Source organism: Streptomyces sp. NPDC093568, from assembly GCF_044764945.1.
Taxonomy (GTDB): Bacteria; Actinomycetota; Actinomycetes; order Streptomycetales; family Streptomycetaceae; genus Streptomyces.
Genome location: NZ_JBIWJD010000015.1, coordinates 20,131 through 40,656, shown reverse-complemented (window position 1 = coordinate 40,656; position 20,526 = coordinate 20,131). Strand labels below are relative to the sequence as shown.

Here is a 20,526-nt window from a genome sequence, read left to right as displayed (position 1 = left end):
GGGTGACCGAGCCGTTGGGAGTGGCTGAGCGGTTGGGGATGACCGAGCCGCTGGGAGTGCCGGGGGAGTTGTCTTTGGCGGACGGGCCGGCGGTGTCCGAACGGCGGTTGGTGCCCGAGCACCGGTCCGTATCGGAGCACCTGGCCCTGCCGGACGGCGTGTCGATGCCCGTGCCCGGACAGCGCTCGGTCCCGGGGCAGCACCCGGCACCGGAGGCGGCGTAGGGCACGCGTGCGTGCCGGGCGTCAACGGCGACGTACGGCCACGAAGCGCACCGGCGTGCCCGGTACCGCCTGGGCGGCGGCCGGGAGGTCGGCCGCGCGTACGACGGCGATCACGGGGTAGCCGCCCGTCGTCGGGTGGTCGGCCAGGAACACGACCGGCCGGCCGTCGGGCGGAACCTGGACCGCGCCCAGGACCACGCCCTCGCTGGGGAGTTCGCGAGCGAACGCCCGTTCCAGGGCGGGCCCCTCGGTGCGCAGCCCGATGCGGTTGCTCGCGGGGGAGACGCGGTACACGCGGGAGGTGAAGGCACGCAGGGCCTTCGGCGTGAACCAGTCGTCGCGCGGGCCGGGCGTCACACGCAGGACGAGTTCGGCGGGGGGCGCCGGCTGCGGGGCGACGTCCACGCGCGCGTGCCGCGGCGCCGGCTGCCCGACGGGGAGGACCATGCCGTCGGTGAGGGGAGGCGGGCCGAGGCCGGACAGCAGGTCGGTGGAGCGGCTGCCGAGGACCGGCTCGACGGCGATGCCGCCCGAGACGCCGATGTAGCTCCGGATGCCCGATTGGGCCGCGCCCACGTCCAGCAGCGCGCCCGCGGGCACGTGCACCGGGGCGCCCCAGGCGACCGGGCGTCCGTCCACGGTGACCCGGCAGGGCGCGCCGCCGATCGCCACGGTGACGGCCGAACGAGGCCGCAGACCGCAGCCGCCCAGCGTGGTCTCCAGGACCGCCGCCTCCGGGGCGTTGCCGACCAGCCGGTTGACGAGAGCCGCCGCGGGGCCGTCGAGCGCCCCCGAACGGGGAACGCCGAGGTGCGCGTGGCCGGGCCGGCCGAGGTCCTGCACGGTGGTCAGCGGGCCCGCGCGGACGACGGACAGCGCACGGTCGGTCATGAGCTCCCCACCGGAACGAAGCGCACGCGCGTGCCCGGCGACAACAGCGCGGCCGGCACCCGCGTGACGTCCCACAGCACCGTGTCCGTGGTGCCGATCAACTGCCAGCCACCGGGCGACGAACGCGGATACACGCCTGTGTACGGCCCCGCCAGTGCCACCGCGCCCCCCGGGACGGCCGTACGCGGAGTGGCCCGGCGAGGCACGTCATAGGACGGCGGCAGGCCGGTGAGATAGCCGAAACCGGGGGCGAACCCGCAGAAGGCGACGCTGAATTCGGTGCCCGCGTGGATGCGGGCCACCTCCCGCGTGGACACGCCCCAGTGCGCGGCGACGTCCTCCAGGTCCGGTCCGTCGTAGCGCACCGGGAGTTCGACGACGTCACGCGCGCGTGGGGGAGCGGGCGGCACCCGCGAGGCGGCCAGTTCGGAGGCGAGGCGGGCCGGGTCGGCCAGGCCGTCGAGCAGGACCGTGCGGGCCGCGGGGACGATCTCGCGGACCGACAGCGCGCCCTCGGCACGGCGCCGCAGCAGCTCCGCGTGCAGCGCCTGGGCCTCCTCGCCCGAGGACACCTCCACGAGCAGGGCGTCGTCACCGACCGGCAGCGCCCTCATACGAAGGCCTCCACCCGGACGCCCGACTCCTCCAGCCGCGCCCGCACCTCGCGGGCCAGCTCCACGGCGCCGGGCGTGTCGCCGTGCAGGCACAGGGAACGCGCGCGTACCTCGACCCGCGCCCCTGAGCGCGAGGTGACCGCGCCCGAGCGGACGAGGCCCACCGAGCGCGCCACGACGGCCTCCGGGTCGGTGACCACGGCACCTTCCTGGCCGCGCGGCACGAGCGTGCCCTGGTCGGTGTACGCGCGGTCCGCGAACCCCTCCGGGACGGCCGGGAGACCGGCCTTGGCGGCCACCTCCAGCAACCGCGAGCCGGGCAGGCCGAGCACGGGGAGCGTGGCGTCCGCCAGGAGCACGCCGTCGACGACAGCCCCGGCCTGCTCCTCGTCGTGCACCACGCGGTTGTAGAGGGCGCCGTGCGGCTTGACGTACGACACGCGCGTGCCCGCCGCTCGCGCGAAGACCTCCAGGGCGCCGATCTGGTAGGCCACTTCGGCCGCGAGCTCGGCGGGCGGCACGTCCATCGCGCGCCGCCCGAAGCCCGCCAGATCCCGGTAGGAGACCTGGGCGCCGATCCGTACCCCGCGCTCGGCCGCCTGCTCGCACACCCGCCGCATGGTGGCCGCGTCCCCGGCGTGGAAGCCGCAGGCCACATTGGCGCTGGTGACGACCGACAGCAGCCGCTCGTCGTCGGTGAGCCGCCAGCGGCCGAAGCCCTCGCCGAGGTCGGCGTTGAGGTCGATGGAGATCATGCGTCGGTCGTCTCCGGTGTCAGGCGACGATGCGGTACTGCTCGTCGCGGGCGTCGGTCAGGAACATCTGGCCCGGTGCGTGGGTGAGGGCGAACGGCGGGCGCGAGGCCATCACCGCGGCCTGCGGGGTGACCCCGCAGGCCCAGAACATGGGGATCTCCTCCGGCTCCAGGTCCACCGGATCGCCGAAGTCGGGCCGGCCGAGGTCCGCGATGCCGAGTGCCGAGGGATCGCCGCAGTGCACGGGGCCGCCGTGCACCGCCGGCAGCAGGCCGGTCTCCCGCAGGGCCGCCGCCACGTGCTGCGGCGGCACCGGGCGCATGGACACCACCATGGGGCCGCGCAGCCGCCCTGCGGGACGGCACTGGCGGCCGGTGACGTACATCGGGACGTTGCGGCCCTGCTCGATGTGCCGGATCGGCACCCCCGCGCGGGCCAGCGCCCACTCGAAGGTGAAGCTGCACCCGATCAGGAACGACACCAGGTCGTCCCGCCAATGGGCCCGCACGTCCGTCGGCTCGTCCACCAACTCGCCGTCCCGCCACACCCGGTAGCGCGGCAGATCGGTGCGCAGGTCGGCACCCTCGGCGAGCGGGGTCGTCCAGGAACCGGCGTCCGTGACGTCCAGGACCGGGCAGGGCTTCGGATTGCGCTGGCAGAACAACAGCATCTCGTACGCCCAGTCGGCGGGCACCGAGATCAGGTTCACCTGGGTGTGGCCCGCCGCGACCCCGGCCGTGGGGCCGGTGAGGCCGTCCCGGAAGCGGGCGCGGGCCGTTCGCGGACTCCACGCGTGCGCGTGCTCGTCGACGAGGGTGAGCGGACGGTCTTCCGTCCCGGCGGTGAGCGGACCCGTGCGGTTCACACCAGCTCCTTCCCGCGCGTCTCCGGCAGTCCGATCAGGGCCAGCGCCGCGATGCCGTAGCCGATCGCGCCGAAGACCAGCGCGCCGCCCACGCCCCAGCTGTCGGCCAGGAAGCCGACCGTGGTGGGGAAGACCGCGCCGACCGCGCGGCCGGTGTTGTAGGTGAAGCCCTGCCCCGTGCCGCGCACCGCCGTCGGGTACAGCTCGCTCAGGTACGAGCCGAAGCCGCTGAAGATCGCCGACATGCAGAACCCGAGCGGGAAACCGAGCACCAGGAGCAGGGTGTTGGCGCCGCTCGGGATGTTCGCGTACGCCAGGATGCACAGCGCCGACAGCAGCGCGAACAGCCAGATGTTGCGCCGGCGGCCCAGCCGGTCGGTGAGGTATCCGCCGGTCAGATAGCCGATGAAGGCGCCCGAGATGAGGAACGTCAGATAGCCGCCGGTGCCGACGACCGACAGTTCGCGCTCGGTCTTGAGGTAGGTCGGAACCCAGGTGGCGAGGGTGTAGTAGCCGCCCTGGACGCCGGTGGAGAGCAGCCCCGCGAAGACCGTCGTCCGCAGCAGACCGGGCTTGAAGATGGCGGCGAACGAGCCCTTCTCGCCGCCCTTCTCCCGTACGGCCACGGCCTCGGGCGCGTCGTGCACGCGGCGCCGCATCCAGATGACGAGCAGCGCGGGCAGCGCGCCGGTCCAGAACATCACCCGCCAGGCCAGGTCGTCGCCGACGAGCGTGAAGACCAGGGTGTACATGATCGCGGCCAGCGCCCAGCCGACGGCCCACGAGCTCTGGATCGCGCCGAGTGTGCGCCCGCGGTGCTTGGCGCTCGCGTACTCGGCGACGAGGATCGCGCCGACCGCCCACTCGCCGCCGAAGCCGAGACCCTGGAGGGCACGGAAGACCAGCAGGGTCTCGTAGTTGGGCGCGAAGCCGCAGGCGACCGTGAAGACCGCGTAGGTGATGACGGTGATCATCAGCGCCTTGACCCGGCCGATCCGGTCGGCCAGCACTCCCGCGAGGGCGCCGCCTATCGCGGAGACGACGAGCGTGACGGTGGTGAACAGGCCGGTCTGGCCGCTGTCCAGGCCGAAGTACGCGGCCAGCGCCACCATGCTCAACGGCAGGGTGAAGTAGTCGTACGAATCCAGGGCATAGCCGCCGAAAGCGCCCGCGAAGGCGCGGCGACCGCGCGGACCCAGGGCGCGCAGCCAGCCGAACGCGCCGTCGTCGGCGGCGCGTTCGTCAGTGGTGGGGTGGGTCAGGGCCTGCGGTGGAGGGGTCGTGCTCATGGGCACCTCGCAGAGATGGGGGGACGGAGGGTGCGGGGAACTGAGCCGTGCCGGTGCGAAGTACCGTAGAGGATTGTTCAACGATCCCTCAATACCCATGTTGTTTCGTTCTTGTGGTCTGCGATTGAATTCCGGCATGGAAGAGCACCTGACCTCACTTGCCGAGGACCGCGCGCTCCTGGGGCGGACGAGCACCGCGGAGCGGGTCTCGGACATCCTCAGGAGCCGTATCGCCGAGGGGTTCTTCCCTCCCGGCACCCGCCTGTCGGAGGACAGCATCGGCGGCGCCCTCGGTGTCTCCCGCAACACCCTGCGCGAGGCGTTCCGGCTGCTCACCCATGAACGCCTGCTCGTGCACGAGCTCAACCGGGGGGTCTTCGTCCGGGTGCTCACGGTCGAGGACGTCGAGGACATCTACCGCACCCGCGGCCTGGTCGAGTGCGCCGTCGTACGGGGTCTCGGCGCGCCCCCGCACGGCCTGGACGCGCTCTCCGAAGCCGTCGAGGCGGGGTCGCGGGCGGCGCGCGAAGGTGACTGGAAAGGGGTGGGTACCGCCAACATCCACTTCCACCGCGAGCTGGTCGCCCTCGCCGGAAGCGCCCGCACCGACGAGCTGATGCGCAGCGTCTTCGCCGAGCTGCGGCTCGCCTTCCACGTCGTGGACGACCCGAAGCGGCTGCACGAGCCGTACCTGGTGCGCAACCGGCAGATCCTCCAGGCGCTGGAGGCGGGGGACAAGAGCGAGGCCGAGAAGCTGCTCGCGGTCTATCTCGAGGACTCGCTGGAGCGGGTCGTCGAGGTCTACCGACGCCGGGTGACGAGCACGCCCTAGGGGCGCGGGGCTGTATCGATGTGCGGCTCTGCCGCGGGGGCATCGAGGTGCGGCTCTGCCGCGGGGGCATCGATGTGCGGCTCTGCCGCGTGGGCGCGAGGAACCACGGGCGACCCGCACGGACAAGATGACCCGCAGTTCCCGGCTCCCCCGGCCGAGCGTCTTCGTTTGGGTCGATGTCAGACCCAGGACCTAGTCTGTGCACCGTGACTTCGCCTGCATCGACGGACCGTGTTCCGCCCCAGCTCAGCGCGGGGCCGCGCCCCGCTCCGGGCCCGGCCGCCGACGAGGGACTGGCGCGGCGGCTGCGCGCGCTCGCCTGCACCGCGCCGCTGCACGACCTCGACACACGCAAGGCCAACCTCGCGGGCGAGTACTCGGTCTACGGCATGGCGGAGGTGGCGCTCGCCGCCATCGACCTGGTCACCCTGAACATGGACTTCGACACCGGCGCCGACCACGACCAGATAGTGGCCCGCCTCATCCCGCGCATCGCCGCCCAGGCCCCGCGACGCCCCGTCGCCGAGCACGAGCGGGTGGCCCGCTGGGTCCTGGAGAACCTGATCAACGTCGGCAGCGTGGACCGCGGCTTCCGGGCCGTCTATGGCACGTTCGCGCCGGACGGCAGCTATGTCCGCCGTGACTACGACTTCAAGCTGATCGAGGAGGTCCCGGGCCCCGGCGGCACGGTGTATCTGCGGACCACCGACGAGGCGGTCAACGTCCTCGTCGGCGCCCTCGACACCGACGTGACCAGCGCCCAGATCGCCGCCGAGGTCAAGCTGGAGGTGCTCATCAACCGCGGCCGGCTCGCCGACGCCCAGCTGGCCGCCGAGCAGGCCCGGTACCGCACCGTGCAGTACTCCGAGACACTCCGCCGCGCCCTGGACGCGACCCGGCGCAACGTCCGGGCGGTCGACTGGCTGAGCGCCGTACCGGACATGATCGCCGAGGCCCTCGACCACGTCGCCGACCGCTACCGCCACGAGAACGCCATCCTCACCAACATCCGCAAGGCCCGCGACGAGACCGAGGACCCCGAGCACAAGCGCCGCGCGGCCGAGCTCGTCGACATCGTCAAGGACTGCATCCGACGCCACACCCAGCTGCAGTCCCGCCTGCTGGAGGCCGGCCCCCTGTTCCGCGCCGAGCAGGACCGACAGGCCTTCGCGACGCCCATGACGACGTCGGGTACGGACCTGTACGGCCATCTCCTCGCGCCCGTGCTGCCGTTGCCGCTGGAGCGGGCGGTCCGGGTCACGGACGCCTTCTTCGCCCGCGGGACGGGACTGCGTACGCCGGTGTCGGTCCGGGTGGGTGATCTCGTCGACATACTGCTGACGCCGCCCGTGGAGCGGGAGCACCTGGGCGCCGAGATGCCCGAGCCCGACCTCATCGCGACACCGGACGACAGCCGGTTCAGCGAGGAGCAGCTCGCCGCGGCCATGGTCCTGCTCGACCTGCCGGCCGACGCGCCGCGCCGGCTGTCGGGCCTGCTGGCCGAGGCACGGCGGCGGGATCCCGAGCTGCCCTACCTGGTCGCGCTGTTGGCGGTGCACGCCGCCAGTCCGCCGGTGGGCACCGCCTATCGGCAGGGCGAGGAGAAGCTGCTGTTCGCCGTGGACGACGGGACCGAGCTCGACGACCCGGAGTTCGGCGGCGCCGACCTCATCGTGGGCACGGCCCTGCTGGACGCCGCGGGGATGGCGGCCGACCGAACGGAAGCCGCATGAGCCGCGCCGACCACCGTACGAACCAGCAACACCGCAGCAAGGAGCCGAAACCGTGACCGAGCACGTCGATCGGAGCGACCCGGAGGCCCCCGCACCGTCGGCGACCGCCGCCGTCACCCCTGCCGACGCCGCCGACGCGGCGCGGCTCGTCGCCTTCGGGCTGCAGCCCAAGCTCCAGCCCGCGCGCGACCAGGAGTACGCCGACCTGCTGCGCCGCTACCGCGAGGACCCGCCGTTCGCACGGCTCGCGGACGCCGTGGCCGCCGGGCTGGGGCTGGTCGTGCTGGAGGTGTCCCCACGCGCGGGCATGGCCGTGACCGCCGCCGAGGACTCGGTGTTCGCCGTGCGCATGGGCGACTACGCACGCCGCACGTCGGCCGACGGCAGCGACCGCTTCCTGCACGGGCTGGCCCATCTCGCCGTCGCAGCCATGGCGTTCCCACGGCCCGAGGACCTCGCCGACGACGGCTACATCGGACGGGTCACGGTCAACGGCGTCGACGCCTTCGTCCGGCAGGCCTGCCGCCGGCTGGAGGAGCGCGCGCAGGAGCAGGGGGAGAACACCGACCCCGCCACGGACGCGCCCGGCCTGGAGGCCGCCTGGCGGATCTGGGTGAGACGCAGCGCGACCGGCGCCACCAAGGACGCGCGCCGGCTCGCCGGCTCCACCACCGGCATCGTCGGCAAGGCCGCGGCGTTCCTGACCGACTCCGGATTCCTCCAGCGCACCGGCGACGACAACGGCGGCACGTACCGCACGACCGCCCGCTATCAACTCCAGGTGCGCGACATGGCGGGCAGCGCCGCCATGGCCGAGCTGCTGGAGCTGGGCGTGGTCCCCGTCACCGACGGCACGGCGACCCTGCTGCCCGCCGAGGCGACGGACGACCTCGAGCTGGTGGCCGACGCGGGACTGCCGTTCCACTCCGCCTGAGGCTCACGGCCCCGCGAGCCTCCCCGAACTTCCCTGATCTGACGAAGACTTACGAGAGTCCGCCATGTACGAGCTGTCCCGCGTCCGCCTCTACTCCATCGGGCCGGCCGGTGCGCGCTACGCCGACACCGTGCTCGACCTGCGCGGGGTCGGCGAGCCCGTGCCCGACCCCGCCCCGACGCAGGCGGAGTTCTTCGAGGAGGAGCCGGTCGGACCGCCGCGCCGGCCCGCGCCCGCCGGGGTGCTCTTCCTGGAGAACGGCGGCGGAAAGTCCGTCCTGCTCAAGCTGATCTTCTCCGTGATGCTGCCGGGCCACCGCAACACCCTCGGTGGCGCCAGCTCCGGCGTGCTGCGCAAGTTCCTGCTCGCCGACGACTGCGGGCATGTGGCCCTTGAATGGCAGCACACGCTGACCGGCGAGTGCGTCGTGGTCGGCAAGGTGAGCGAATGGCGCGGGCGCCAGGTCTCCAACGACCCCCGCAAGTTCGCCGAGGCCTGGTACTCCTTCCGCCCCGGACCCGGGCTGAGCCTGGACAACCTGCCCGTCGCCGAGTCCACCGCCGTACGGCCGCCCGTCGAGGGCCAGTCGGGCGCACAGGGCCGGCGGCGCACCATGAAGGGCTTCCGGGACGCCATCACGGAGGCGGGCAAGGCGTATCCGCATCTGGAGGTCCACTGGGAGGAGATCCACGACCGGTGGATCGAGCACCTCGGCGACCTCGGCCTCGACCCCGAACTCTTCCGCTACCAGCGGGAGATGAACGCCGACGAGGGTGAGGCGGCCGGCCTCTTCGCGGTCAAGAAGGACTCCGACTTCACCGACCTGCTGCTGCGGGCCGTGACCGACACCCGCGACACCGACGGCCTCGCCGACCTGGTCAGCGGCTTCGGCAACAAGCTGGGCCGGCGCGCCGAACTGATCGCCGAACGCGACTTCACCGCCGGGTCCGTCGACCTGCTCGGGCGGATCGTCGAGGCCGCCGAGGCACGCTCACGCGCGCGTGACATCCACGCCGGTGCCGAACGGCGGACCCGGAGCCTGGCCCGGCGGCTGTCCGCGCGGGGCGTCCAGGAGCGGGTGCGGGCCGCCGACCTCGCCCAGCGGGTCACCGCCGCCGCGTACGCCGTCACCCATGCCGAGGCGGCACGCGAGCGCAGCGCGCTGATCTCCGCCGAACTGGCCTTCCGGCACGCCTCGTTGGCGCTGGCGGCGGCCGAGAAGTCGGCGGCGGCGCAGAAGCGCGAGCTGGCCGACGCGCGCACCCTGCACTCCGCCTGGCAGGCCGCCGAAGCGGTGCTGCGGCACCGCGCCGCCTCCGACCGGGTCGCGCGCGTGGCCGCCGCCATCCAGGAGGCCGAGCGGGACGCTGCTCCCGCCCTGGCCGCCCGCGCCAAGGCCGCCGTCGACCTCGTACGGGCCCTGCACGCGGCCGCCGAGAGCGCCGAGACCCTCGCCAACGAGGGGGAGGAGCGCTCCGCCGCCCTCCAGGAGGTCAGCGAGTCCGCGTACCGCGACTCCACCGCCGCCGCCACCGACGCACAGCGGGCCCGCAGCGAGGCCGGACACCTGCGCCAGCGGTTGACGGAGGTCGAGCAGGAGACCGCCGAGGCCGTCCGCGCGGGCTGGCTCGACGACAGCGCGCCCGACGCCGACCCGGCCCGTGCGGCCCTCGCCGCGAGTGACGCCGAGAAGACGGCCGTCGCCGCCTGGGACACCGCCCGCGAGGCCTCGCGGCGCGCCTCGGAGCACTCCCGCGAGGCGGCCTCGGCCGAGTCCCGCGCGGAGCTGACCGCGGCCCGTGCGGCGGACGCGGCGACCGCCGCGGAGCGCTCCTACGACGCCGAACGCCGACTCGCCGAGGGGCTGGCGGCGGAGGAGCGGCTCGCGGAACTGCTCAGCCTGACCGGCGAGCCCGTCGTGAAGCGCGCGTCCGTGCCCGCCCCGCGCGCGGAAGACGACGGCAGGGCAGGCGCGCCCGCGCGCGAGGGTGCCCTCACCCCGGAGGAGCTGGACCGGTTCGCCGACGAACTGCGAGAGCTCCTCGACGACGCCGTCTCCGCCGCCGAGCGCCAGCTCTTCGAACTGCGTACGGCAGCCGCCGACGACGCCCGCATCCTCGGCGCGCTCGGCGACGGCGGACTGCTGCCGCCCGGCCCGGACGTGCTGGCCACCGTCGAGTTCCTCGGTGAGCAGGGCATCCCCGCCCTGCCGGGCTGGCGCTACCTCGCGCAGGCCGTCGACCCCGCCGACCACGCGCGCGTGCTGGCCGCCCGGCCCGAACTGGTCGACGGCGTGATCATCACCGACCCCGACACGCACGCGCGGGCCCGCGAGGCACTGGGCGACGCGGCCCTGCTGCCCCGGTCCGCCGTCGCCGTGGGCACGGCGGCAGCCCTCCTCGCCCCGACCCCGGCCGACGACGCACCGGGCGGCGACGTCTTCCTCGTACCGCCCAACCCGGCCATGCACGACGAGCACGCCGCCGACGAGGAGCGACAGGCCCTGCGCGCCCGGGCGACCGAGCGGGACGAGGGAATCCGCACCCTCGCCGCGCGGCTCGGCAAGGACCGGGAGCTGGCGGCCCGGCTGGCCTCGTGGCGGACCGGCTGTCCGGCCGGACGGCTGGTCGAGCTGGCGCAGGCCGCCCAGGACACGCGGGCGTTCGCCGAGGAGTCCGAGGCGGAGCTCGCCGAGGCGCGCACCGTGCGGGCCGAGGCCGAGGAGGCCGCCGTAGAGGCCGCGCGGATCCGCGACGAGCGGCAGGAAGCGGCCCAGAAGGCCCGGCGCTCCGCCGACGCCCTGGCGGGGCTCGCCTTCCGGCTGCGCGAGCGGTCCGGCTGGCAGGTCAAGCTGCGCGAACTGGCCGACGAGGCCACCGAGTCCGAGGCCCGCGCCCAAAGCTGCCTGGAGCGCGCCCGCGCCGCCGACGAGGACCGCCGCGCCGCCCAGCGCGCAGCCGACGACGCGCGCCGCACCGCGCGCGCCCTGCGCGCCGAGCGCTCAGAGATCGCGGGCGCCCCCGACGACGTACCGGACACCGACGCGGAGGCCCCGAAGGCGTCCCTGCCCGCCCTGCGCGAGGCGTACCGAGCCGCCTCCCAGGTGTACGAGAAGGTCGGCGTCGGCGCCGACCTGCGCGCCGAGCAGGCCCGCGCCGAAAGCGACGAGAGCGCGGCGCGCGCGGAGCTGGACCGGCTCAGCAACAAGGTCCGCACCCGCGCCGAGCAGCTCCTTCAGTCGCCCGACGGCTCCGACGGGCCGTCCCGGCAGGCGGCCGCCGCACGCGCGGAGGAGCTGGTCCAGCTGCTGGAGGCCCGGATGTCCAGCGCGAGCGAGCAGCTCGGGCGGCTCCGGGGAGAGGCCGAGCGGCACGCCCCCGAGGAGGGCGAGGCACACACCGACCTGTCGGAGGAGCTCCAGCCGCGCGACGCCGACCACGCGCAGGCACTGCTGCGCACCGCCACCGCCGAACTGACCTCCCGCACCGAGGCGTTGACCCAGGCCCGCGAGGCGCACGCCGAGCTCCTCGACGCCCACCGCGCCGCCGAGGACGCGGCCGGCGGCTTCGACGAGATCGCCGCGATGCTGCGTGACCTGCTGCGGGAGCACACCGCGGACGAGGAGCGGGAGGAGCCCGAGCCCTATCCCGGCAGCCCCGAGGAGGCCCGGCAGTCCGCCGCCGAGGCCCGCCGGTCGCTGCGCGGCTGCGCCGCCGACCTCTCCGCCGCCGAGGCCGCCGTGCGCGAAGCGAGCGACGTGCTCGTACGGCACGCCAACTCCACCCGCTACGAGCAGGTCCGCACCCCCGCCCGCCAGCAGATCCGCGAACTGCCCGCCTCGGCGCTGCCCGAGCACGCCCAGAAGTGGGCCGACGCCTTCGCGCCCCGACTCCGCGTACTCACCGACGAGTTGGCCCAACTGGAACGCAACCGCGACTCGATCGTGGACCGGCTGCGGGGCCTCGTCGAGTCCGCCCTGGCGACCCTGCGCTCCGCCCAGCGGCTGTCCCGGCTCCCCGAGGGGCTCGGGGAGTGGTCCGGGCAGGAGTTCCTGCGGATCCGTTTCGAGGAGCCGGACCAGGCGACCTTGACCGAGCGTCTCGGCGAGGTCATCGACGAGGCGACGCGGGCTGCCGTGAAGAAGAACTCCGACCTGCGGCGGGACGGAATGTCCTTGCTGCTGCGGGGAGTCGCGGCAGCGCTCCAGCCCAGGGGTGTCGCCGTCGAGATCCTCAAGCCGGACGCGGTGCTGCGCGCCGAGCGCGTGCCCGTCGGTCAGATGGGCGACGTCTTCTCCGGCGGCCAGCTGCTCACCGCGGCCATCGCGTTGTACTGCACGATGGCCGCGCTCAGGTCGAACGACCGGGGCCGGGACAAGCACCGGCACGCGGGCACGCTGTTCCTGGACAACCCGATCGGCCGGGCCAACGCGACGTATCTGCTGGAACTCCAGCGCGCCGTGTCGGACGCCCTGGGCGTCCAGCTCCTGTACACCACCGGCCTGTTCGACACGACGGCGCTGGCGGAGTTCCCGCTGGTCATCCGCCTGCGCAACGACGCCGACCTTCGGGCGGGCCTGAAGTACATCAGCGTCGAGGAGCACCTCCGCCCGGGGCTTCCCCAGCAGCCGCAGGCGGGGGAGGCGGTGCACAGCGAGATCACGGCGACACGGATGTTCAAACGTCCGGCGACCGCGACCCCCTGACGGTCAGTCGGCGGTCGGCTCGGTGAGGGGAGAGGCGGGCGGCGTCGCGGTGGGCGCCAGGCTGTGCTCGGCGAGGACGCCTGTGCGGTGCCGCTGCACGAACCAGTAGTAGGCGAACCCGCCGCCCGCGATGACGGCGACGAACAGGACCGCGCCCCAGCGCAGGTACCAGTGGTACGGCTCCGTGGCGTTGTAGACGGCGGCGCGCGGCCAGATCAGGTTGAGCGTCATGCCCGCGCCCCACACCACGGCGACGATGTTGACCAGCAGTCCCCACCGTCCCAGCGAGAACTTGCCGTCACCCGCGGGCTGCCCCCTGCCGCGCAGCCGCGCGACCAGCATCGGCGCGGTCACGCCGAGGTAGGCGAGGTAGATCATGATGATGCCGATGCTGGTGACGACGGTGAAGATCTGCGGCTGGCGGATGTTGACCACCAGGATCGCGAGGGCCAGGATCCCGATGATCACCGTCGGCAGCACCGGCGTCTGGAAGCGCGGGCTGACCCGCGAGAGCCGCGAGGACGCCGGCAGGTTGTTGTCCCGGGCCATCGCGAACGCCAGCCGGATCGCCGCCGTGTGGACGGCCAGCGCACACACCGTCACCGCGATCAGCACGCACCACAGCATCGCCTTGCCGGCCGTGGGGCCGAGGACGTCGAGCACGACGTACTGGAGACCGTCCGTGGACAGCTTCTCGCCCTTCAGGCTGGAGACGCTCATCAGCGCCAGCAGCAGGATCAGCCCGCCGAGGACGAACGAGGCCACGATGGCGCGGATGATGGCACGCGGCGCGTTGCGGGACGGGTCCAGGCACTCCTCACCGAGGGAGGAGGCCGTGTCGAAGCCGTACATGACGTACGCGGACGCCAGCGAGGCCACGAGGAACGCGCCCAGGTACCCGGTGCCGTAGTCCGCGCCGGTGCCGTTCGTCTCGAGGACGACCTGCGGGCCGCGCGTGATGTGCACGGCGAACAGGACGATCAGCACGACGGTGGCGATCAACTCGATGAACACACCCGCCGTGTTGATGCGTGCCATCAGCTTCACGCCGAAGGCGTTCACCAGGGTGGTGAACAGGATCAGCACCGTGGCCAGGATCACCGCGTTGGTCGCCACGTCGTACGTGCCGGTGCCGTCCCCCACGAACTGGAACGCCGACGAGATCTGGGGCAGCGTCAACTGGTAGGCGAGCGCCACGGCGGAGATGGACACGATCGACGCGACCAGCATCATCCAGCCGGCGAGCCAGCCAAGATGCGGATTGCCTATCTTCTTCGACCAGTTGTAGACCGAGCCCGCCACGGGATAGCGGGCAGCGAGCTCGGCGAAGCACAGGGCGACCATGAACTGGCCGACGAACACCATCGGCCACGACCACCAGTAGGCGGGGCCGCCGCTGCCGTAGCCGAAGTAGAACAGCTGAAAAGTGCCGGTCAGGATCGAGATGTAGCTGATCCCGGCGGCGAAGGTGTGGAAGTTGCCCAGCGTGCGCTTGAGTTCGGGCTTGTAGCCGAACTCGGCGAGTTCGGCGTCGTCATGACTGTGCGGGCTGGCGGGTTGCTCCGTGGTGGGCATGAGCGGACTCCTCGTGGGCCGGCGGTGGGGGAGGGAGCGGCTCGGGCGGTGTGTCGATCAATGAGGCGCGACGGTGTCAGCGGGCCGGGACGCCTGTCAATGAGGCGGGTCGGCGGGAATGAACCGGGCCGGGTCGAACAGCCCGATCGGATGCCGGGTGCCGCCGTGCCGCCGGTCAGCGCGAGGTCGGCGAGGATCTCACCGACGACCGGCACGAACTTGAATCCGTGCCCTGAGAACCCGCAGGCCACGGTGACCGACTCCGGGTGCGCCGGATGGCGGGCGACGACGAAGTGCTCATCGGGAGTGTTGGAGAACATGCAGGTCGCGGCCTTGAGGAAGCGGCCGGGCAGATCCGGGACACGACCGGACATGTGGTCCGCCATGGCCCGGATCTCGTCATCGTGGACGGTCCGGTCGATCGTCTCCGGCGTGGTGACCTGGCCCTTGTGGAAGAACGCCACCTTGGCGCCGAGATCCGGTCCGTCGATGGCGGGGAAGCCGTAGACGTGGACGCCGGCCGCGTCCTCCCAGATGTAGACCGGGAGATGCGCGGGGAGGAACGGATCCGTGCCTTGCTTCGGCTGAAACCAGTACATGACCTGCCGCTCGATGGAGAACGGCACTCCGAGATCGGTCAGCAGCCGAGGCGCCCACGCACCCGGGCAGATCACCAACTGGCCTGCGCTGTAGGTACGTTCGGCCGTGTGGACGCGTACGCCCTCCCCGGTCGGCTCCCAGCGCGTCACCGGCTCCTCGAAGTGCAGGTCGGCGCCCTGCGAGGTGGCCAGCCGAAGATGCGCGGCGACGGTGTTCTCCGGCCGCAGGAGGCCGGCCTTGCGCTCGTAGAGCGCGACCTCGTCGTCCTTCGGCGCGAGCGTCGGGAAGCGGCGGCGGATCTCCTTCGCGTCCAGCGTCTCGTGCGGCAGGCCCCACTCCCGCGCCGACAGCAGCGAGCCGGCGACGGTGCGTGAGGCGGGCGGGCCGACCATCACGCCGCCGCAGAGGACGGCGATCTCCCGGCCGCTCGCCCGCTCCAGCTCGTCGTACAGCTCATAGGCACGCAGCAGCAGCGGGACGTAGGCCGAGTCCTCGAAGTAGGACTGCCGGGTGATCCGCGAACCGCCGTGACTGGAGCCGCGGTCGTGCACGGGCCCGAACTTCTCCAGGCCCAGCACTCGTGCGCCACGCGCGGACAGGTGATGGGCGGCCGCGCTGCCCATACCGCCGAGCCCGATGACGATCACATCGTGGGTGGGGGACACGGCGTCTCCTGTCGACGGATGCGGTCATCCACCGTACGACGTGCCGCCTCGCGGAGGGCCGCCCGTGGGCGGCCGCGCTCAGGGATGCGACAGCTGCCCGGCTCCGCCGTGCTGACGTATCCGCTCCTGGGCGCGCTCCGCCTCCCGCCCCTGGTCTCGCGACCGGCGCCGCTCACGTCGCAGGGCGCGCGCCGTGCTGCTCGGCGCCGAAACCACGCCGTTGCGCTGGTTCCAGACTTGGCGGGTCACCCAGACGTCGACGGCACCCCAGGTGGCCACCACGGTGCTGGCCACACTGCTGATCACCATGGGGAACGCCAGCCACGACCCCGCCATGGTGCACAGGAAGGCCACCATCGCCTGGATCAGGGTCACCGAGATGATCAGCACCGCTCGCACCGCCGACGTCCGCACCGGGTCGGGCATCCGCCGGCGCCGCGCCGGCTCCTCCACCCACAACGGCCGGTAGCTCGACCAGCCCTGAGTCGCCCCGTCGTCCACGGCCCCGTCCTCGTCCATCGCCGTCGCGCCACCGGAGCCGGTCACCACGTAGTCCTCTTCCCCCGTCACCACGCCTGCGCCTTCCGGAATCCCGCGGCTTCCCTTCCCCGGGAGCGAGCCCGCCCGAATGTCGCGATCCAGCGCCTCGGGGCCGCGTCGCGCCTTCACATGCGCCGCAGCGCCGTCCTCGGGCGTCTCACGCCGCTCCGCCGTGCCCATCACCGTGTCACTCCCCACCGCCGGCAACCCGCTTGCCGTGTCCGAAGGCACGGCTCCCCAGCGGTTGCCCGGCTTGCGCTGTTTTACGCCCGTCGGAGGCACGATGCGGCTCCTGTGGCCCATTCCGCCCCCGTTTCCCATACAGAAGGACGAAGAACGAGCCCGGAAGATTCCCAAGAAAGATAAAAATCCGGCCAACTGACCACAGAGACCGTCCGGTTCCCGCCACCTCGGCGTCTCGGGATCGCGGTAGGCAATCTCCCGCAATGCCCGGACAACTCCCCATGTCTCGCCGCCAGTGCGGAAGTTCTGGTTCCGGACGGCTCTTCGAGTTAACTGTGCGTCGGTAGTAGGCTCGCGCCGATTGTTGACGCACAGGTGTGCCCCCCTGACCCGTGGGGGGTTTGAGCTGGGGGAGGCCATGCGCTTTCGCGGGAAGTCGATCCGCCGGAAGATGGTGGCGCTGCTTCTCGTGCCGCTGGTGTCCCTGACCGCGATCTGGGGTTTCGCCACGGTACTCACGGGGCGAGGCGTGGCCCAGCTGTTCACGGTCTCGTCCCTCGTCGAGAAGCTCGGCTACTCCACCGAGGACGCCGTGCGTGTCCTCCAACAGGAACGCCGTCAGGCGCTCGTGTATCTCGCGGACCGCCGGGCCTCGGACGCGCTCGCCGCGCTGCGCGTCACACGGAACGCGACCGACGCCGCCGTCGCCGAGATCCGCAAGAACGCCAAGGACCCCGATGTCCGCGACGGCATGGACGGGGGGGACGCGGAGCGACTCACCGCGGTCCTGGACGCCTTCGACGGCATCAACTCCCTGCGTCGCAGCATCGAGGACGGAACGGTCACCCGCCCCCAGGCCCTCTACCTCTACAACCGGCTCGTCGACCCCTGCTACGCCCTGCTGGGGTCCATCGACGGCATCGACAGCGTCGCGATGGACAAACAGGCCCGCGCCCTGCTGAACGTCACCCGCGCCCGCGAACTGCTCTCCCGCGAGGACGCGTTGCTCAGCTCCGCCCTAGTGGTCGGCAAGCTCACGCGCGACGAGATCCGCGAGGTCTCCGACCTCATCGCCCAGCGCACCGTGATGTACGACATCAGCCTGACTGACCTGCCCTCCTCCGACCGTGAGCGCTACGAGCGCTTCTGGAAGAACGCCTCCACCGCCCCCCTGCGGGTCTCCGAGCAGGCCGTCATCTTCTCCCAGCCCGGCAGGCCCAGCACTGTCGACGCCAAGAGCTGGGACACCGCCGCCGGCAGCGTTCTGGAAGAGCTCAGCAAGCTCGACGACGAGGCGGGCAGCCGCTATCAGGACCGTGTCCAGCCCGTCGCGATGGGCGTCATCGTCAAGGCCGCCATCGCCGGCGTCCTCGGCCTGGTCGCCCTGCTGCTCTCGCTCGTCCTGTCCGTGCGCATCGGCCGCAGCCTCATCCGCGACCTGAGGCAGTTGCGCCTGGAGGCCCACGAGGCGTCCGGCGTCCGACTGCCCAGCGTGATGCGCCGCCTCTCGGCGGGCGAACAGGTCGACGTGGAGACCGAGGTCCCGCGCCTGGAGTACGACAAGAACGAGATCGGCGAGGTCGGCCAGGCCCTCAACAGCCTCCAGCGCGCCGCCGTCGAGGCCGCCGTCAAGCAGGCCGAACTGCGCGCCGGCGTCTCCGAGGTCTTCGTCAACCTCGCCCGCCGCAGCCAGGTCCTGCTGCACAAGCAGCTCACGCTCCTCGACACCATGGAACGCCGGACCGAGGACACCGACGAACTCGCCGACCTGTTCCGCCTGGACCACCTCACCACCCGCATGCGCCGCCACGCCGAGGGCCTGGTGATCCTCTCCGGCGCCGCTCCCTCCCGGCAGTGGCGCAAGCCCGTCCAGCTCATGGACGTCGTACGCGCCGCCGTCGCCGAGGTCGAGGACTACGAGCGCATCGAGGTGCGCCGGCTGCCCCGCGTCGCCGTGACCGGCCCGGCCGTCGCGGACCTCACCCACCTCGTGGCCGAACTCCTGGAGAACGCCACGGTGTTCTCCCCGCCGCACACCGCCGTCCAGGTCCTGGGGGAGCGGGTCGCCAACGGCTTCACCCTGGAGATCCACGACCGCGGTCTGGGCATGGCGGCCGAGGCCCTGCTGGACGCCAACCTCCGGCTCGCCGAGACGCCCGAGTTCGAACTGTCCGACACCGACCGGCTCGGCCTGTTCGTGGTCAGCCGCCTCGCGCAGCGGCAGAACGTCCGGGTCTCCCTCCAGCCGTCGCCGTACGGCGGCACCACCGCCGTCGTCTTCATCCCCGACGCGCTGCTCACCGACGACGTGCCGGACACCAACGGCATCGGGTTCCGCCTCGACCGGCCCGCTCCCTCGAAGGAGGCCGAGCTGGAGGAGTCGCGCCGGGCCGCCCTGACCCAGGTGCCCGCCCGCGTGCCCGGTCTGCCCACCTCGCTCCTGGACGGCCCGGTCGAGCTGGAGGCCCCCGTCGACCTCGACGCCCTCGGCGACTTCCCGAACGCTCTCGACGACGAGGACAGCGAGCGCGGCGGCCTCTTCCGCCCGCGCCGTGCCCTTCCCCAGACGGAGGACGGGCCGACGGGCCCGCTCGGTGAACCGCACCCGGTCGCCGGACTGCCCGGCGGGCAGGACCCGTCCGACGCCGACGACGTCAGCGCCCCGGTGCCGCTGCCCCGCCGCAGCACGCCCAAGCTCGTCAGCTCGCACGGCCGTCCGGTCACCGAGCAGCGCTCCCGGCGGGACAAGGCGGACCCGGGGCCTCCGGCGGGCCCGAGCCGCGCGGAGCCGAACGGCCTCGCACCGCTGCCGACCCGCCGCCGCCAGACCGGACCCCGGGGGGAGACCGCCGCCGGACCGGACCGGACCGACGACCGCGCCGCCACCGCCTCGCCGGCCGGACGCGACCGCGGTGAACCGTCGCAGTCCCCGGCACTCCCCAGACGCACCCGCCGCCCCGCGATCGCGTCGAGCGGCACCGACGACTCCGTACCGACCACGCCCGCCGCGCAGGGACCGAGCGGCGCCGGGGCGGGAGCACTTCCCCGGCGAGTACGGCAGGCCAACCTGGCGCCCCAGCTCAAGCAGAGCCCGGCGCCGCGCACCGACGAAAAGCCCGAGCTCACCGAGCGGGACGCGGACGAGGTGCGCAGCAGAATGGCCTCGCTCCAGCGCGGCTGGCAGCGCGGCCGCCGGGAGAACGCCGCGGGCGACGACGCCCACAGCGGCACAGCACCACAAGGAACGACTAAGGGGGACGGTCGATGACCGCACCGAAGGCGACCGGCCACACCGCGACCAACGCGTCCGGGGAGCTCAACTGGCTCCTCGACGACCTGGTGGAGCGCGTCGCCAGCATCCGCAAAGCCGTCGTGCTCTCCAGCGACGGCCTGCCGACGGGTGTGTCCAAGGACCTGACCCGCGAGGACAGCGAGCACCTGGCAGCCGTGGCGTCCGGGTTCCACAGCCTCGCCAAGGGCGTGGGCCGCCACTTCGAGGCGGGCAACGTCCGGCAGACGGTCGTCGAGCTCGACGACGCCTTCCTGTTCGTGACAGCCGCCGGCGACGGCAGCTGCCTCGCGGTGCTCTCGGACGCCGACTCCGACGTCGGCCAGGTCGCGTACGAGATGACGCTCCTCGTCAAGCGGGTCGGCGTACATCTCGGCAGCGCTCCGCGCACCGATCTGCCTTCGGGCGGGTAGTGGGATGGCATGAGCGCTGACGGTCAGGGAAGAAGCCACTGGTTCGACGACGAGGCCGGACCGGTCGTACGTCCGTACGCCATGACACGCGGCCGCACCTCCAGTGCGGCCCAGCACCGCCTCGACCTGATCGCGGTGGTCGTCGCGGAACCGCACGCGGACGACCCGGACGCAGACTCGACGCTGTCCCCGGAGCACGTGGACATCGTCGAGCTGTGCCGTGACGCCCCGCAGTCCGTCGCCGAACTCTCCGCCGAGCTCAATCTGCCCATCGGAGTCGTACGCGTCCTCGTCGGGGATCTCGTGGACTCGGAATTCGTCCATGTGAACCGGCCCGTACCCCCGGCCGAACTGGTCGACGAGAGTATTCTGCGCGACGTGATCAACGGCCTGCGGGCGCTGTGAGCGGCGTGGAAGCG

The 20,526-nt window shown here is 72.8% G+C and carries 14 protein-coding genes and 1 pseudogene; 7 read left to right on the top strand and 8 right to left on the bottom strand.

Features of this window, described 5'->3' with window-relative positions; all coding sequences use genetic code 11:
- Positions 1 to 245 precede the first annotated feature (245 nt).
- The 5 genes from ACIRD7_RS37995 to ACIRD7_RS37975 are packed head-to-tail and all read right to left on the bottom strand — an operon-like array spanning position 246 to position 4,638.
- Positions 246 to 1,115, bottom strand: coding sequence for a biotin-dependent carboxyltransferase family protein (locus ACIRD7_RS37995; protein WP_403460528.1), 870 nt, complete (start codon positions 1,113 to 1,115; stop codon positions 246 to 248).
- A complete protein-coding gene (locus tag ACIRD7_RS37990) occupies positions 1,112 to 1,729 on the bottom strand; it encodes an allophanate hydrolase subunit 1 (protein ID WP_403460526.1) in 618 nt (205 codons plus the stop codon). Before ACIRD7_RS37990 ends, ACIRD7_RS37995 begins: the two co-directional genes overlap by 4 nt.
- Positions 1,726 to 2,484: a LamB/YcsF family protein gene (locus ACIRD7_RS37985; RefSeq protein WP_403460525.1), complete on the bottom strand. Its 759-nt coding sequence runs from the start codon at positions 2,482 to 2,484 to the stop codon at positions 1,726 to 1,728. Before ACIRD7_RS37985 ends, ACIRD7_RS37990 begins: the two co-directional genes overlap by 4 nt.
- Before the next feature lie 19 nt (positions 2,485 to 2,503).
- Entirely contained in the window at positions 2,504 to 3,349 is an 846-nt protein-coding gene (locus tag ACIRD7_RS37980) for a putative hydro-lyase (RefSeq protein ID WP_403460523.1), read from the bottom strand.
- Positions 3,346 to 4,638 (bottom strand): MFS transporter, encoded by a 1,293-nt coding sequence (locus ACIRD7_RS37975; RefSeq protein WP_403460522.1) that lies wholly within the window; start codon positions 4,636 to 4,638, stop codon positions 3,346 to 3,348. The genes ACIRD7_RS37980 and ACIRD7_RS37975 overlap by 4 nt, the downstream gene beginning before the upstream one ends.
- A 136-nt stretch (positions 4,639 to 4,774) precedes the next feature.
- Between ACIRD7_RS37975 and ACIRD7_RS37970 the strand changes: the two genes are divergently transcribed.
- The 4 genes from ACIRD7_RS37970 to ACIRD7_RS37955 all read left to right on the top strand — a co-directional run bounded on the left by ACIRD7_RS37970 (position 4,775) and on the right by ACIRD7_RS37955 (position 12,842).
- Positions 4,775 to 5,470 carry a GntR family transcriptional regulator gene (locus tag ACIRD7_RS37970; protein ID WP_403460521.1) on the top strand — a complete coding sequence of 232 codons (696 nt, stop codon included), beginning with the start codon at positions 4,775 to 4,777 and terminating at the stop codon, positions 5,468 to 5,470.
- Between the two features lie 206 nt (positions 5,471 to 5,676).
- Positions 5,677 to 7,203 (top strand): hypothetical protein, encoded by a 1,527-nt coding sequence (locus ACIRD7_RS37965; protein WP_403460519.1) that lies wholly within the window; start codon positions 5,677 to 5,679, stop codon positions 7,201 to 7,203.
- Positions 7,204 to 7,255: 52 nt separating this feature from the next.
- Positions 7,256 to 8,137, top strand: a complete 882-nt coding sequence (locus ACIRD7_RS37960; RefSeq protein ID WP_403460518.1) for a hypothetical protein — start codon at positions 7,256 to 7,258, stop codon at positions 8,135 to 8,137.
- 64 nt (positions 8,138 to 8,201) lie between these two features.
- On the top strand, positions 8,202 to 12,842 hold the full coding sequence (locus tag ACIRD7_RS37955; protein ID WP_403460517.1) for a hypothetical protein: 4,641 nt from the start codon (positions 8,202 to 8,204) through the stop codon (positions 12,840 to 12,842).
- 3 nt (positions 12,843 to 12,845) lie between these two features.
- Here ACIRD7_RS37955 and ACIRD7_RS37950 read toward each other — a convergent pair whose 3' ends face one another.
- From ACIRD7_RS37950 to ACIRD7_RS37940, 3 genes and pseudogenes are all read right to left on the bottom strand, one after another.
- The gene (locus ACIRD7_RS37950; RefSeq protein ID WP_403460516.1) at positions 12,846 to 14,417 is read right to left on the bottom strand and encodes an APC family permease; all 1,572 of its coding nucleotides are present in this window, start codon (positions 14,415 to 14,417) and stop codon (positions 12,846 to 12,848) included.
- A gap of 96 nt (positions 14,418 to 14,513) precedes the next feature.
- Positions 14,514 to 15,682, bottom strand: a pseudogene (gene solA / locus ACIRD7_RS37945) (N-methyl-L-tryptophan oxidase).
- 78 nt (positions 15,683 to 15,760) lie between these two features.
- Positions 15,761 to 16,402: a hypothetical protein gene (locus ACIRD7_RS37940; RefSeq protein ID WP_403460612.1), complete on the bottom strand. Its 642-nt coding sequence runs from the start codon at positions 16,400 to 16,402 to the stop codon at positions 15,761 to 15,763.
- Between the two features lie 421 nt (positions 16,403 to 16,823).
- Here ACIRD7_RS37940 and ACIRD7_RS37935 point away from each other — a divergent pair, with 421 nt between their 5' ends.
- The 3 genes from ACIRD7_RS37935 to ACIRD7_RS37925 are packed head-to-tail and all read left to right on the top strand — an operon-like array spanning position 16,824 to position 20,512.
- Entirely contained in the window at positions 16,824 to 19,673 is a 2,850-nt protein-coding gene (locus ACIRD7_RS37935; RefSeq protein ID WP_403460515.1) for a nitrate- and nitrite sensing domain-containing protein, read from the top strand.
- Positions 19,670 to 20,107, top strand: coding sequence for a roadblock/LC7 domain-containing protein (locus ACIRD7_RS37930; protein ID WP_403460514.1), 438 nt, complete (start codon positions 19,670 to 19,672; stop codon positions 20,105 to 20,107). The genes ACIRD7_RS37935 and ACIRD7_RS37930 overlap by 4 nt, the downstream gene beginning before the upstream one ends.
- 9 nt (positions 20,108 to 20,116) lie before the next feature.
- Positions 20,117 to 20,512, top strand: coding sequence for a DUF742 domain-containing protein (locus ACIRD7_RS37925; protein ID WP_403460513.1), 396 nt, complete (start codon positions 20,117 to 20,119; stop codon positions 20,510 to 20,512).
- The last annotated feature ends 14 nt before the right edge of the window (positions 20,513 to 20,526 follow it).

Bases quoted from the DNA above. Each gene is read 5' to 3' on its own strand.
- ACIRD7_RS37940 (WP_403460612.1), bottom strand. From the start codon at position 16,402: ATGGGCACGGCGGAGCGGCGTGAGACGCCCGAGGACGGCGCTGCGGCG.
- ACIRD7_RS37975 (WP_403460522.1), bottom strand. From the start codon at position 4,638: ATGAGCACGACCCCTCCACCGCAGGCCCTGACCCACCCCACCACTGAC.
- ACIRD7_RS37925 (WP_403460513.1), top strand. From the start codon at position 20,117: ATGAGCGCTGACGGTCAGGGAAGAAGCCACTGGTTCGACGACGAGGCC.
- ACIRD7_RS37955 (WP_403460517.1), top strand. From the start codon at position 8,202: ATGTACGAGCTGTCCCGCGTCCGCCTCTACTCCATCGGGCCGGCCGGT.
- ACIRD7_RS37995 (WP_403460528.1), bottom strand. From the start codon at position 1,115: ATGACCGACCGTGCGCTGTCCGTCGTCCGCGCGGGCCCGCTGACCACC.
- ACIRD7_RS37985 (WP_403460525.1), bottom strand. From the start codon at position 2,484: ATGATCTCCATCGACCTCAACGCCGACCTCGGCGAGGGCTTCGGCCGC.
- ACIRD7_RS37930 (WP_403460514.1), top strand. From the start codon at position 19,670: ATGACCGCACCGAAGGCGACCGGCCACACCGCGACCAACGCGTCCGGG.
- ACIRD7_RS37970 (WP_403460521.1), top strand. From the start codon at position 4,775: ATGGAAGAGCACCTGACCTCACTTGCCGAGGACCGCGCGCTCCTGGGG.
- ACIRD7_RS37950 (WP_403460516.1), bottom strand. From the start codon at position 14,417: ATGCCCACCACGGAGCAACCCGCCAGCCCGCACAGTCATGACGACGCC.
- ACIRD7_RS37990 (WP_403460526.1), bottom strand. From the start codon at position 1,729: ATGAGGGCGCTGCCGGTCGGTGACGACGCCCTGCTCGTGGAGGTGTCC.
- ACIRD7_RS37935 (WP_403460515.1), top strand. From the start codon at position 16,824: ATGCGCTTTCGCGGGAAGTCGATCCGCCGGAAGATGGTGGCGCTGCTT.